Source organism: Bacillus sp. Cr_A10, assembly GCF_029222665.1.
In the GTDB taxonomy this organism is placed as follows: domain Bacteria; phylum Bacillota; class Bacilli; order Bacillales_A; family Planococcaceae; genus Psychrobacillus.
The window spans coordinates 130832-145247 of the sequence record NZ_JARHXR010000010.1; the positions used below are offsets into that span (position 1 = coordinate 130832).

The window sequence follows — 14416 nt, forward strand, 5'->3', positions numbered from 1 at the left end:
AAAGTCGAATCTATTATAGTATTATTTATAAAATCAACCATTATCTTAATTCAATAAAAATGTGTGAATTCCTTCTATAAAGATAAATCAAAAGGCTGTGCGCGAATTAAGCTTATCTCCTCCATGGATATAATCAGAAGTTATAATATCACTAGAGTTATTAAAGGGACCATTCATATGGCCCCTTTTATAATGAGTTTAATAACCCTATGTGATTATTCTTTGGTGAATTGACCTCACTTGAGACAGGAAAGGCTTCCATTAAAGAAGCATCATAAGGCACCAACATGCTTTTTAATTCATCTATGTCCTGAAGAGAATCCAACCAATTCTTTTCATTCTCTTGATTCAATATAACAGGCATACGATGATGAATGTCCTCCATTAAAGTATTAGCTTCCGTTGTCAGAAGGGTACAAGTGTAAATACTTTTACCGTCCGGCGCTTTCCACATTTCCCATAATCCTGCAACCGTAAAAAGTTCATCCGATTTCATTTTAATTAGCATTGGCACTTTTCCAGAGGTTGTCGTTTTCCACTCATAAAAAGAATTCATAGGAATTAAACAACGTCTTTTTAAGAATGCCTGACGAAAACTAGGCTTTTCATCTACTGTTTCTGCTCGAGCATTTATCATTTTATAACCTATTTTTTCGTCTTTTGACCAGGACGGAACAAGTCCCCACTTTAGCTGACCCATGCGATTGCTTTTTCCATCATGGATAATTGCAACAACCTGTTGGGAAGGTGCAATATTGAAACTTGGTGCATAGAACTCTTCATCCATTGCGACAGCAACATCAAAGCGATCCATAAGCTGTTCGTAATTTGTAAATAACGTATAACGACCACACATAACCCACACTACCTCTTTCTTCCCAATGCCTATTTTTATCATTATACAAAAGCACCCTATAGATCACACTTTTTAAGTGGCATTCTATAGGGTACAGATTATTGTTTTCATTATCTTGCATAAGTAGGTAATACTTCAGTTTACCCTAAAGTCTGCTGTTTTTTTTTCATTTTATGAAGTGTATGAGCTGTTCCCCAATCATGCATTGCAACTAAAATCGGTTCTAAACTCTTTCCGTATTCCGTGATGGAATATTCCACTTTGGGAGGAACTTGAGGGTACACTTTACGAGTAATAATATCCTCTTCCTCTAATTCGCGAAGCTGATTTGTAAGCATTTTTTGAGTAATTCCTGGTATGCTTCTTTTTAAATCGCTAAATCGTTTTGTTCCATTTTGCAATAGAATTAATAATATAATTGGCTTCCATTTCCCAACTAATATACCTAAAGCATCTTCTACACGACATAGTTCTGGCTGCATTTCCAATATATATTCGCTCCTTAGTATCCTTTTGTATACTATACCACTTTTAAGTACGTACTTATATTAAATATCGTTTCAGATTATACTATCATCATTCAAAGAAATTTGAAAGCAAGATAGTGAAATCAGACACAAGTAAAGTAAGTACGAAATAAATAACACATACTTATTAATAGAAGGGTTGATATAAATGAAAAAATATCGAATTGACCAAAGTAAGGGTCTAGAATTTGGACTGTATACTCTTGGTGACCATATCCCAGATCCACTTACAGGTGAACGTATTTCAGCTGAACAACGTATACATGAGATTATAGATTTGGCCAAGCTAGCGGAGCAAGCAGGTTTAGACTTTTTTAGTGTCGGAGAAAGCCATCAGGAGTATTTTGCAACGCAGGCACACTCTGTTGTGTTAGCAGCAATAGCCCAGGCAACTAGTAAAATTAAAATCGCGAGCTCCTCTACCATTATTAGTACGTCTGACCCTGTTCGTGTGTATGAGGATTTTTCAACGATTGATTTAATTTCTAAAGGGCGAGCTGAAATTATAGCTGGACGTGCATCTCGTGTAGGTCTTTTTGATTTGTTGGGGTATAACGTTCGCGATTACGAAGAGTTGTATGAAGAAAAGTTTGATCTGTTATTGAAAATAAATGAAGAGGAAGTTGTCAATTGGAACGGGAAATTCCGCGCTTCATTAAATAACGCTAGAGTAATTCCATGTCCTAAAAACGGCTCATTACCTATTTGGCGTGCAGTTGGGGGACCTCCAGCTAGTGCTATTAAGGCTGGTTACGCTGGTGTTCCGATGATGCTTGCTACATTAGGTGGACCTGCTACAAGCTTTAAATATTCTATTGATGCTTACCGGGAGGCTTCCGAGCGTAGCGGCTTTGATCCATCAACTCTTCCAGTTGCAACTGCCGGCTTTTTCTATGCTGCCGAAACCACTCAACAGGCACAGAGTGAGACCTACCCTTACGTGAATCAAGGGATGCAGTTAATTAATGGACGAGGCTATCCAAAACAACATTTTGCACAAGGGGCAGATCCTCGTGATGTGATGAATATTGGTAGCCCGCAGCAAATAATTGAAAAAATTCTCTATCAGCATGAACTATTTGGTCACCAACGTTATATTGCACAAATGGATTTTGGTGGTATACCATATGAAAAATTAGTAAAAAATATTGAATTGATCGGTACCGAAATCTTACCGGCAATTAAAAAATACACAGCAAAAGATTAGGAGGCCCCAAACATGAAAATTGTAGGATTGTCAGGTTCTAGAGTGGGCTCGAAAACGCGTACTGCTATGAATTATACATTTAAAACTATCACTGAAAAATATCCAGATGCAGAAGTGACGTTAATAGATTTAGCAGAATATGACGTTCAATTCAGTGACGGTCGGAATTATTTAGAATATGAGGGCGACACCGGGTATGTGGCAAAAACAATTATGGAAGCCGATGCAATCATTATTGGAACTCCTATTTTTCAAGCATCCATCCCTGCTACACTCAAAAACATTTTTGACTTGCTCCCCGTTAATGCTTTTCGGGATAAAGTGGTGAGTATGATTGTAACAGCAGGTTCAGCCAAGCATTACTTAATTGCAGAGCAACAACTAAAGCCTATATTATCGTATATGAAATCTCAAATTGTTCAAACGTACGTGTTCATAGAAGAAAGGGATTTCATTCGGAAAGAAATCGTTAATGACGATGTTTTCTTCCGAATCGATCGTTTAGTCGAAGATACTGTTGTATTAACGGAAACCTATACTAAAATTCGAGAAGCAAAAGAAGCCGAATACGATTTTTAAAAGCTAATAATGAATACGAAAAATAGATAGAGCATGCTTTGATTGTTAAAGCATGCTCTTCTATTTACCTCTTTAATTGCCATCGACGACTTCTTTTAAAATTTCATATGAACGTTTCTGTTTGGCAGGATCATAAATATAAGATACTGCCATGATTTCATCCACGTCATACTTCTCTTGAAAATTGGTTAACTGCTCTCGAATGGAATTTTTATCTCCTAACATAATCATACTGGACATCGATGTAGCCATTTCTTTTTCAGATGGGCTCCATAGGGAATCCATGTTTTCAACTGGAGGACTTAACGGCATTTGTGAGCCACGTACAACATTCAAGAAAAATTGCTGCATTGTTGTCGATTCAAACTTTGCCTCTTCATCACTTTCAGCTGCAATCACATTTAGACAAACAATCATATACGGAGAATTTAAGTATGAAGAAGGCTGAAAATTATTTCGATAAATTGAAATTGCCTCCTCCATATGTCTTGGTGCAAAGTGTGCTGCGAATACATATGGCAGGCCTAATTTAGCGGCTAACACAGCTGAATCTGTCGATGAACCGAGAATATAAATAGGAATATTCGTGCCGACACCTGGATAAGCTTTTGTATAACCTTGGAACTCTTCAGGCCCAAAATACGTTAGCAATGACTTTACATCTTCTGGAAATGTATAGACAGAATTATTTTGAGATCGTCTTAGTGCAGTTGCCGTCAGTTGGTCAGTACCGGGTGCCCGTCCAAGACCCAAGTCTAATCGATTAGGATAGATGGTCGCCATTGTACCAAATTGTTCTGCAACTACTAAAGGAGAATGGTTAGGTAGCATTATTCCGCCTGATCCAATCCGTATATGTTCGGTATTTTCTAATGTATGTTTTATTAAAATAGAGGTAGCGGAGCTAACTAGTGTTGGAGTATTATGATGCTCCGCAATCCAGTATCTTGTATATCCCATTTTCTCCGTTGCTTGCGCCAAGTCAACCATTGCATCAATGGCTTCTTTAGGTCCTTGCCCTTTGCGAATTGGAGCCAAATTTAAGACTGATATAGGTATTTGTATAGTTGACATTTAAGAATTGTCCTTTCTTTGAAAAGTTTCTATTCCATTGTAAACATAAGAACTTAAGAAACAAATTTATATGCTCCACTCAAAAAATTAATATCCAATAGATTCTAATTAGTAGTCTACGCAAGCAACAATATATCAATACTATCAAGAAATTTAATCGGTACTATTAGTTCTTTTAAAGTTTAAAAGTAACTTGTTCCAACTGTTTTTCTAAGTATTATTCTGCTTTACAATTCTTTAAGTGCTTTAAATATTTGCATAACTTTTTAGCCCCAAAATCGCCAGACTGAATTATGCAAATTTTACTACACTCTTGTCAAAGATTGCCTTAATGCTGGCGGGCTTTTTAATAGATATAGGCTATGTGGATTCTGCCATTTTCTTCGTTAAATCTATAAAAATATTTTGACATTTTCTGAAAGTAGGTGTACAAATAATTTTAGACTTTTAACATAAGGAGGATACATATGGAATATCGTTCAATCGAAGTCAATGGTGGTACGCTAGCCTATGCTGAATATGAGGGAACACAAGGGGTCATCATCGGAGCGCATGGCTTAACAGGAAATAGTAAACAACTACATTACTATGCTGAATTACTTAAAGGAGATTACCGATTTATTTCTGTCGATTTACGAGGCCGTGGAAATAGTTCCGCCGCTACAGAAAATACAGGTATTGAGCAACATACGCAAGATATTATTGATCTAATCGATGCGTTAAATATACAAAATCCCATATTAATGGGCTACTCAATGGGTGGGTTCATTATGGCAAATGTCGCTAGTAAACGCGATGATGTAAAAGGAGTCATTTTACTTGATGGTGCTGCCACATGTACGGATCATCAACGACAAATAGTGGAGCCTTCTCTAGGACGCATTAGTAAACATTATGAATCTGCAGAAGCCTATTTGGAGGAAATAAAAAAAATCTATAGCAATCTCGGAGTAGTTTGGGATGAGCATATGGAAAGTGTTGGTCGCTATGAGATAGCTGAAGTAGATGGGCACTGGGAGAATAAATCCGATGAAACAAAGATTCGACAAGACTTCCAAAGTTTCTACGAATATAAACCAGCGGAAATATTTGCTAATATAGAATGCCCAGTGTTATTAGTACATTCTACAGGTGGTATTGGTGCAATGCCTGCGTTATTTTTAGCTGAATCTTATATTGAAACACAACAATACGCAAAAGATATTCATAAAGTTACGTCTGACAGCAATCATTACACACTTGTATTCGAAGAACGTAGCGATGTTAACCCAACTATAAAAGATTTTGTAAATAAATTATAAAAAAAGATTGAAATTTGTCGAACTTTATGTGAATATTTAATTAATCATATATAAAGCCTATCAGGTGGCTACAAGGAAATAACCTTTCTTTGTTCTTCCCCACTTGACTGTTGGCCTCATTACTCTCAAATGACACTTATGTTACGTGTTCATGAGAGTAGTGTGGCCTTTTTATTTTGTTTAAGGAGTGAAAATAGATGGCAACTGGATTAGAGTACTTTAAAAAAGTTTATGATGTTGTACCGGGATGGGTACAAAAAATGCATGATTACAATCCGGCAATGTTAGATCACTACACAGCATTACGTGGTGCAGCAATGGCTGAGGGAGTCCTTTCTGTAAAAGAAAAAGATATTTTACTAGTTGGCATTAATTCAGCTCGACATTATGCTCGAAGCATGGTTTACCATACAAAAGGTGCAATCGATGGCGGTGCTACTCTTGGAGAATTGGCTGAGTATTTACTTGTTGCCTATAACTACGGTGGAGAAAAAGCATTACAAATAGGTCTTCAATCTTTTGAGTATGCACTTGAGCTAACTGGCACACATGCTGAAAAAATTCTACATGATGCTAAAGCTGTAGATATTGTTCGTTATTATGCAAATTTCACTTCCACCGAAGAAAGTAAAAGTTACTACGAACAGCTCATCTCTCTTTTTGTGAATGGTGATGAAAACGCTTTATCTGCTAAATTACTTGAATCAAATATAGTCAATGAACAAATGAAACACATTTTAATGACTGGCATATACACGACGGTTTTACAAAATGCAGAAACAGATTACTGGGCAAAACAAGCACGTGAAAAAGGCGTAGATGAACCTCGCTTAGCTGAACTTGGATACATTTGTCTTTTGACAGCCGGTATTCCTTCCTGGTTCGAAATCAGTGACGCACTTATTCAAAAATAACGGAGTGAAAAAGATGAAAATTTATAACTCAGCGGAAGAGGCACTGGATTGTGTCCAAACTGGTCAAACGATTATGGTTGGGGGCTTTGGTCTTGTAGGTGGTCCTCTGACACTAATTGATACTTTAGTAGAACTTGAGGTAAAAGACTTAACCATTATTAGTAATAACCTCGGTGAACAAGGTAAAGGCTTAGGAAAATTGCTAGAACAAAAGAAAGTAAAAAAAGCGATTGGCTCTTATTTTACTGGAAATCGAGACGTAGGCGATGCTTTCCAACGTGGTGAAATCGAGATCGATTTATTGCCACAAGGTACATTAGCTGAATCCATTCGAGCAGGTGGCGCAGGAATTGCTGGGTATTATACAAAAACCTCTTATGGAACAAATTTATCAAAAGGTAAAGAAACAAAAATGTTTGACGACGGAGAATATGTACTAGAAGAGGCGTTAAAGGCAGATGTAGCAATTATTCGTGCTTATCAAGCGGATACATTAGGCAATCTTGTATATTACAAAACTGCACGTAACTTTAACCCTATTATGGCAACTGCTGCTAAAACGGTAATTGTGGAAGTGGATGAAATTGTAGAAGTTGGCGAACTAAAAAGTGATGAAATCGTTACACCCCACCTATTCGTTGATCGCGTCATCTTAGCGAAAAAGATTTTGACAAAGGAAGGTGTCATCGAACATGGCTAATCCAATTCAAGAAGCTATTGCCAAACGTGCAGCCAAAGAATTAGAGCATGGGCAAATTATTAACTTAGGTATTGGGATTCCAACACTTGTGGCCAACTATGTAGAACATAACCATGTTTTCTTCCACACTGAAAATGGAATGCTCGGCGTGGAAGATGTACACGAAGAAGATATAGACCCAAATATCGTCAATGCAGGTAAATTTGCAGTTGGAGAAGCTATTGGTGCCTCTTATTTTGATAGTGCAGCATCTTTTGCGATGATTCGCGGTGGTCATGTGGACGTAGCAATACTTGGGGTTCTTCAAGTAGATGAACACGCACGTATCGCTAACTGGGCAGTACCAGGAAAAAATATTATTGGTGTCGGCGGCGCAATGGATTTACTCGTTGGAGCTCGCAAGGTCATTGTAACCATGACTCATACATCAAAAGATGGAAAAAGTAAAATCTTAAAGGAATGTAATTACCCTATTACCTCTACACGTAGTGTAGACATCATAGTTACTGATTTAGCGGTTTTTAAATTCATCGACAGTCAATTGCATTTAGTTGAATTAATGCCAGGGGTGGATTTAGAAACAGTTGAAGCAAATACGGAAGCTCGTTTCATCAATGCATTGAATTAAGGAGGAAGCCACATGAAGGAAGTAGTAATTGTAGAAGGAGTTCGTACTGCAATTGGAAAACTCGGCGGTTCACTAATGAATCAGACTGCTGATTACTTAGGTGCTGCTGTTATAAAAGAATTATTGGCTCGCACGCAAATTGACCCAAATGAAGTGGATGAAGTGATTTTAGGTCAAGCAAAACAGAGCGCGGATCAGTCCAATGTTGCCCGCCTTGCTTCATTACGTGCAGACATACCGCTTGAAGTACCAGGTTACACAGTGCATCGTCAATGTGGTTCTGGCTTACAATCTATTAATAATGCCGCACAACAGATAGCTCTAGGGTTAAGTGATGTTATTATTGCAGGCGGTACAGAATCTATGAGTACAGCACCTTACTATATTCGTAATGCTCGATACGGGCTAAATGTAGGAAATAGTCTCCTATTAGATCCAAATACGGAAAGTCAGCCTGGCTCTCAACCAGAATCCTATGGGCTAAAAACTATGGGCGAGACAGCTGAAAACTTAGCTGAAAAATACTCCATTTCTCGTGAAGCACAAGATGTATTTGCGTTTCAAAGCCAAAGTCGTACAGAAAACGCTATTAAAAATGGCTACTTTGAAAAGCAAATTGTCCCTTACGAAATTAAAACACGTAAATCGACTGAAATCTTTCAGGTGGATGAACACCCACGGTTGACGCCTTTGGAAAAACTAGCGACTTTAAAACCTGTTTTTCGTGAAGGGGGTTCCGTTACTGCTGCTAACTCAAGTGGTCGTAATGACGGAGCTGCGGCTCTTCTAATAATGTCGAAAGAAAAAGCCGAAGCGCTAGGACTTCAGCCTAAGGTAAAAATCATCGCCCAAGCTGCTGCTGGTGTAGACCCTTCTATTATGGGTATTGGGCCAGTTCCAGCAACTCGAAAAGCACTAAAACAAGCTGGGCTTTCCATTGAGGATATTGATGTGATCGAACTTAATGAAGCCTTCGCTTCCCAGTCATTAGCGGTTATCGAAGAACTAGGTTTAGACCAAAGCAAAGTAAACCCTAATGGTGGTGCTATTGCAATGGGACACCCAATTGGTGCAACTGGTGCTATTTTAATGACGAAGCTTATTCATGAACTAGCCCGGACCGGCAAGCGTTATGGATTAGTTACCCTTTGTATCGCCGGTGGACTTGGAATAACAACCATCGTTGAAAATTGCCAAGCAAAATAAGAAGAGAATTCTTTTTAAGAATTCTCTTTCTAAGAAAAATGAAACCGCTTTAATATTACGTAACAACGTTTAACTGATCCTATTTAGCCAGCTTTTCTAAATATCTTTTCTGTGCAGATTTTAAAGCAACAATAACAGATCCACTTGATGGAGCTATATAATGCTCTTCAATACGCTCAATTAATATATTTACATCCGATGTAAAGTCAAAATCAACGATCATTCGTTTAAAGAAATCTTGTGCTAAACCAGTAATAAACGTGAATTCAGCATCTACTATTTTATGTGTTTGTTGGTCAATCTCAAGCACAATCCCTGCGTGTTTATAGATCTCGTACATAGATGTACCTTGTGGGGCTTTAGCATACGCAGTCACTAGTATAGTATTTAATTTTTGCATAAATAGGAACCTCCGTTAATTTAACTAGATATATTCTAGCACAGTTATTCTGAAAATTAGCCATTCTTATGCAAATTTAGATTCTTGCTCAAATGGAACAAAAGCATTTTACGGGAGTACTTGTTCGCTTATCAAACAAATTATTAACAATTTTTAGGGGGATTTTATGATGGAAAGATTAACGAATTTCTTCACTTCCATAATGAAGAAATATTTGCCAGACCCATTTGTATTTGCAATTGGTTTAACGATTTTAACTTTTATTTTAGCACTTTTAATTGAAGATATCTCATTCCTCGATTTAACAACTGAATGGGGTGGCGGCTTTTGGAATCTTTTAGCCTTCACCACGCAAATGGCTGTAATTTTAGCTATGGGTTATGTATTAGCAACAGCACCTATTACAGATCGCTTTTTAAATAAAATAGCAAGTAAGGTACATACACCTAAGACGGCTATTATTGTTGCTACACTAGTAGGTGGTATCGGTAGTTACTTAAACTGGGGTTTCGGGCTTGTAATTGGTGGTATTATCGCTAAAAAATTAGCAGTAAAAGTAAAAGGTGTCCACTATCCATTGATTATTGCTGCCGCCTATTCTGGTTTCACATTTTATGGCTTAGGTCTTTCAGCTTCTATTCCAATTTTAATTTCAACACCTGGCCATTTCTTGGAAGAAAATATGGGTCTGATTGCTTTATCGGAAACTATTTTTAGTTTACCAATGATTCTTACAGCTATTTTCTTATTCATCACATTACCGTTATTTAACGCTATGCTTCATCCAAAAGACGCAAAAAACGTTATTGAAATTGATCCTGCTTTATATTTAGATTCTAAAAAAGAAAAAGTAAAAATACTTGAAGAGAATACATTTGCTAACAAATTAAATAATAGCCGAGTACTTTCTTATTTGATTGGTACTTTAGGAATTATTTATGTCATTGTTTACTTTGCTAATGGAAAATCATTAGATTTAAATATTCTTAACTTTATTATCTTATTCCTAGGGATTATTTTGCTTGGTACTCCTGCAAAATATACGGAGCATCTATCAGATGGTATTAAAACGGTATCTGGTATCATTCTTCAATTCCCATTCTATGCTGGTATTATGGCGATCATGGCTGCATCAGGCTTAGTTGATACAATAGCTAAAGTATTCGTTGACATCTCTACTCAACATTCATTACCGTTTTGGGGCTTGATTAGTTCTTTCTTCATCAACTTCTTTGCTCCATCTGCGGGCGGTCACTGGGCTGTACAAGGACCTTTCATGATTGATGCAGCAAAAGCACTGGGAACTTCACTTGGAGAGACTTCGATGTCCGTTATGCTTGGTAACGCTTGGAATGATTTAGTACAACCATTTTGGATTTTACCAGCACTAGCACTATCCCGTTTAAAATTAAAAGACATTATGGGCTTTTTAGTAATGATTATGTTTTATGTAGGAATAGTCTATATTGTTGCTACACTAGCTTGGTCTTACCTATTCTAATCAAGAAATTCGCAAGCGCCTAGTTATAGGAGAATACAGTCTAAGTTCGCGACATCGTGTCGCAACGACTGCATGACCCACTTCCTGCGGGGGTCCCGAGGGGAAAGGCGCTGAAGTCTGAACATTTTCTAATAAAAAAAGGGCCTTGTTTTTATAACAATGGCCCTTTTATATAAACGGAGGTTTAGTTATGCACTCTTTACTTCAAGATTCTTCATTGTCTAAAAAAGAAAAGTCTTTACTATTAGTTGGTTTATTTGCCGCTCGCCGTGAAGAACAAGCAATGCTTCATTTCACAGAAGTGGCGATTGATGCTGGTAATACGGTCAACGAGATTGCTGAACTGATTTCTGCTGCAATTATTTCTCGTGGAATCCCAACTTGGTTATCTGGTATCGATGCTATTTCTAAGGCCATTGAAATAACAGGAGAGACTGAATCATCGATAGAGGCACAGAATGTATCCGCATTTTCAACTCAAGAAGATTGTGTAAGCTATTATCAATCAGAGTTTGAGCAACTACCAAAATGGATTCAGTATTTAGTAGATTATGCACCCGACACATTATTAAAGTATAGCAATTTACGTACTACTTCCCTTCGTGACGGTGTAGTTTCACGTCATTTAAAGGAATTGCTTTTATATGCTATTAACCTTTGTGATCAATACCCAAAAGGAATTAATATTCATAAAACGAATGCGATTCAATTAGGTGCAACGGACGCAGTATTAGAAGATATTAAAACAACCTGCATTTATGCAGTTGGTATTCAAGCCATTTTTAATGATTAAAGAGGTGTTTCCTTTTGCAACATGTATGCGTAATTGGCGGTGGCTTTATGGGGGCCGCACTGACAAAATATTTCTTAAAAGCACAAGTAAAAGTGTCGTTATTAGAAGAGTTTGCATCACGGCGTATGGAATTGATGGCAGATAAAACATTTCAAGAAGTACAATTTTTAGAAACAATCGAGGAATGTAACGAAGTAGATTTTATTATCGAGGCTATTACGGAAAATTTACAAGCAAAGCAACAGCTTTTCGAAAGAATTGACGACTACTTCCCTACTTCTACTACCTTTTGTACGAACACATCTAGCTATCTAATTAGCTCTATTGCGAAAAACGTAAAACATAAAAACAGAGTGATTGGCACGCATTTCTTTTCACCAGCACATATTACTCCTTTAGTAGAAGTCGTGCCAAGTGCTTTCACAGAATCACATCACATCCAAAAAACAATGAATTTTCTACAATCCATTAATAAAAAGCCTGTACTATTGAAAAAAGAAATTCAGGGATTTGTGGCAAACCGACTTCAAAGTGCACTTTCACGAGAGGCAATGTCACTTGTCCAAAATGGCATAGTGTCATCAGAAGAACTGGATTTCATCGCTAAATGGAGTTTAGGGATTCGCTTAGCTAATACCGGCCCTCTCGAACAGCGTGATATTAATGGCCTGGATACACATATGGCTATTGTCAAATATGTTTATCCTACGCTTGAGAATGGTACGGAACCATTACCTGTTCATGAAGACTTAATAGCAAATAGAAAATTGGGAATGAAGACAAACGAAGGATTTTATGATTGGTCTACAATCAATAAAAAACAATATCTAGCCCATAAAGAGGATGTTCTATTAAATATTATTAGGGCAGTATCAGCTCAGGATGGAGAGGTGGATAACTAAATGCAATACGAAGCGCTAGTGAAAAATACAACAGCTCCAAAAGATATTAAATTTGAGACCTACAAAATACCTGCGTTAGAACCCCATCAAAGCTTATTGAAAGTAAATGCAGTGGGCATTTGTGGAAGTGATTTGCATATGTATGATGGACATGGAGGCTATGATTGGGTAACCTATCCACTTATCTTAGGTCATGAGGTAACTGGTTCAGTGGTTGCCGTTGGTGAAGGTGAAGTCCCCCAACAACAACGTATGGTCATTAATCCATATAAAAGCTGTGGTAGTTGTGAATTCTGCCTCGCAGGGGAAAGTAATCGCTGTGATTTCGATGATTATAAATATATAAAAACGCCGACCGAGGCATTACGTTATGGGTTTCGTGAAGCAGGCGGAATGGCAGAATACATGGTTGTCGACAAGAAGAATTTAATTCCTATCCAGGATACAGTAACTGATGAAGTAGCAGCGATTTCAGAGGCACTAGCTGTTAGCTATACCGCAGTGGCTAAAATAGAAAACTTTGAGAAGATGTCGATTTTAATAGTTGGTCCAGGTCCCATAGGATTAGGTGTAGCGGCCATATTAGTAGGCGCTGGTAATGAACGAGTGATGATGTTGGGTACTGCGGTTGACGAAAATCGCCTTCAACTAGCAAAAGACATTGGTGTTTCAAAGACTTATCAAAACGCAGGGGATATTCCACATGAACAGTTTAAAGGTTTTGATGCTATTATTGATTGTTCGGGACATCCATCTATTCCAAATGCAGCCCTTCGCCTTTTAAAAAGAGGTGGTGAACTCATTTTAGTTGGCATTAATCCAGCTAGTTTTTCTGTTCCAATGGATCAAATCGTTCGTGGCGAGATCTCTATTAAAGGAAGTTATGGCATTACACAAGCAAATTATGAAGCCATATTATTACTCGCAGCAGACGCCCGCTACCCTTTCCAAAAACTAATTGCACAAACTGTGCCCTTTAAAGATTGTCTACAGGGCTTTGAAAGTGCTTTAAATAAAGCTACAGGTAAGGTTGTCATTAAAATGTAAGGAGGAATTTACTTGAAACTCATTGATTTAACTTTAGAAATTTACGATGGACTTCGCTCTTATACATCACATCCACCAATCGCTATTGCAGAGGAATCCACTTTTGAAAATTCTGGTCATCGCTATGTGCCTCCTTGTGAAGGCTTTGAGTCACGAATGCTAAAAATGTCTGATCATAGTGGAACACATATCGATGCACCTTTACATTTTATTCGCGATGGCGAATCTACTTCTGATATGGATCTCTCAAAAGCATATGGAGAAGCTGTGCTATTAGACGTGTCTGACTTTAAAGATCCTTTCCAAGCTGTAACACGCGAAATGTTAGAGGAAGCGGAAAAACGCCAAGGGATAACCGTTCAACCTAACGACATTGTCCTCACACGTACTCGTAAACTTTCATGGGGAGAAGGATCCTTTTATGAAGAACATGCATTTGCACCTTGTGCCGGTGATTGGCTCATTGAAAAAAAAGTAAAATGTGTTGGATTAGATTTAGCCAATATCGACGTTCACGACAATATGATGCGCGAAGTACATCTTAAGATATTAAGCGTACCTATCTATATTGTGGAAAACTTAGTCAATTTACATTTGCTTCCTTTAAACGAGCATTTCACTTTCATTGCACTTCCGCTGAACCTTAAGAACGCTACAGCATCACCGGTTCGCGCTGTCGCATTTATTAAATAATATTGAATTCAAGGATACTCTTTCTTTATAGAAAGAGTATTTTTTTACTTAACATTAGGTTATTATCTACAAGCTGTTTGCCTCATTA

16 protein-coding genes are annotated in these 14416 nt (G+C 37.6%); 12 read left to right on the forward strand and 4 right to left on the reverse strand.

What is annotated here, in order from left to right:
- Positions 1-187: 187 nt before the first annotated feature.
- Positions 188-856, reverse strand: coding sequence for an SOS response-associated peptidase (locus tag P2Q73_RS12840; protein ID WP_275787938.1), 669 nt, complete (start codon positions 854-856; stop codon positions 188-190).
- Positions 857-996: 140 nt separating this feature from the next.
- On the reverse strand, positions 997-1344 hold the full coding sequence (locus P2Q73_RS12845; RefSeq protein WP_275787810.1) for a winged helix-turn-helix transcriptional regulator: 348 nt from the start codon (positions 1342-1344) through the stop codon (positions 997-999).
- A 187-nt stretch (positions 1345-1531) separates the two neighbouring features.
- Here P2Q73_RS12845 and P2Q73_RS12850 point away from each other — a divergent pair, with 187 nt between their 5' ends.
- Together P2Q73_RS12850 and P2Q73_RS12855 are read left to right on the forward strand one after the other, a co-directional pair.
- Positions 1532-2590: an LLM class flavin-dependent oxidoreductase gene (locus P2Q73_RS12850; RefSeq protein WP_275787814.1), complete on the forward strand. Its 1059-nt coding sequence runs from the start codon at positions 1532-1534 to the stop codon at positions 2588-2590.
- Positions 2591-2602: 12 nt separating this feature from the next.
- The gene (locus P2Q73_RS12855; protein WP_053591435.1) at positions 2603-3169 is read left to right on the forward strand and encodes an NADPH-dependent FMN reductase; all 567 of its coding nucleotides are present in this window, start codon (positions 2603-2605) and stop codon (positions 3167-3169) included.
- Between the two features lie 72 nt (positions 3170-3241).
- Here the strand turns inward: P2Q73_RS12855 and P2Q73_RS12860 are convergent, their stop codons facing one another.
- On the reverse strand, positions 3242-4243 hold the full coding sequence (locus P2Q73_RS12860; RefSeq protein WP_053591434.1) for an LLM class flavin-dependent oxidoreductase: 1002 nt from the start codon (positions 4241-4243) through the stop codon (positions 3242-3244).
- A gap of 467 nt (positions 4244-4710) precedes the next feature.
- On the opposite strand from P2Q73_RS12860, the gene P2Q73_RS12865 reads away from it, so the two are divergent.
- The 5 genes from P2Q73_RS12865 to P2Q73_RS12885 all read left to right on the forward strand — a co-directional run bounded on the left by P2Q73_RS12865 (position 4711) and on the right by P2Q73_RS12885 (position 8992).
- On the forward strand, positions 4711-5544 hold the full coding sequence (locus P2Q73_RS12865; protein WP_275787820.1) for an alpha/beta fold hydrolase: 834 nt from the start codon (positions 4711-4713) through the stop codon (positions 5542-5544).
- Between the two features lie 197 nt (positions 5545-5741).
- Positions 5742-6458: a carboxymuconolactone decarboxylase family protein gene (locus tag P2Q73_RS12870; protein WP_275787823.1), complete on the forward strand. Its 717-nt coding sequence runs from the start codon at positions 5742-5744 to the stop codon at positions 6456-6458.
- A gap of 13 nt (positions 6459-6471) precedes the next feature.
- Positions 6472-7158, forward strand: coding sequence for a CoA transferase subunit A (locus tag P2Q73_RS12875; protein ID WP_053591431.1), 687 nt, complete (start codon positions 6472-6474; stop codon positions 7156-7158).
- Complete coding sequence (locus P2Q73_RS12880; protein WP_275787827.1) at positions 7151-7786, forward strand: 3-oxoacid CoA-transferase subunit B; 636 nt, start codon at positions 7151-7153, stop codon at positions 7784-7786. The genes P2Q73_RS12875 and P2Q73_RS12880 overlap by 8 nt, the downstream gene beginning before the upstream one ends.
- A gap of 12 nt (positions 7787-7798) precedes the next feature.
- Entirely contained in the window at positions 7799-8992 is a 1194-nt protein-coding gene (locus P2Q73_RS12885) for a thiolase family protein (protein ID WP_275787830.1), read from the forward strand.
- Positions 8993-9071: 79 nt separating this feature from the next.
- Here the strand turns inward: P2Q73_RS12885 and P2Q73_RS12890 are convergent, their stop codons facing one another.
- Positions 9072-9392 (reverse strand): DUF3870 domain-containing protein, encoded by a 321-nt coding sequence (locus tag P2Q73_RS12890; protein WP_053591428.1) that lies wholly within the window; start codon positions 9390-9392, stop codon positions 9072-9074.
- A gap of 166 nt (positions 9393-9558) precedes the next feature.
- Between P2Q73_RS12890 and P2Q73_RS12895 the strand changes: the two genes are divergently transcribed.
- The 5 genes from P2Q73_RS12895 (at position 9559) to P2Q73_RS12915 (ending at position 14328) form a co-directional block, all read left to right on the forward strand.
- Positions 9559-10893: a short-chain fatty acid transporter gene (locus P2Q73_RS12895; protein WP_275787833.1), complete on the forward strand. Its 1335-nt coding sequence runs from the start codon at positions 9559-9561 to the stop codon at positions 10891-10893.
- A gap of 190 nt (positions 10894-11083) precedes the next feature.
- A complete protein-coding gene (locus tag P2Q73_RS12900; protein WP_275787835.1) occupies positions 11084-11686 on the forward strand; it encodes a carboxymuconolactone decarboxylase family protein in 603 nt (200 codons plus the stop codon).
- Between the two features lie 14 nt (positions 11687-11700).
- Complete coding sequence (locus P2Q73_RS12905; RefSeq protein ID WP_275787838.1) at positions 11701-12588, forward strand: 3-hydroxyacyl-CoA dehydrogenase NAD-binding domain-containing protein; 888 nt, start codon at positions 11701-11703, stop codon at positions 12586-12588.
- Positions 12589-13635 (forward strand): zinc-dependent alcohol dehydrogenase, encoded by a 1047-nt coding sequence (locus P2Q73_RS12910; RefSeq protein ID WP_275787841.1) that lies wholly within the window; start codon positions 12589-12591, stop codon positions 13633-13635.
- A gap of 12 nt (positions 13636-13647) precedes the next feature.
- Positions 13648-14328: a cyclase family protein gene (locus P2Q73_RS12915; protein WP_275787844.1), complete on the forward strand. Its 681-nt coding sequence runs from the start codon at positions 13648-13650 to the stop codon at positions 14326-14328.
- Positions 14329-14416: the final 88 nt, after the last annotated feature.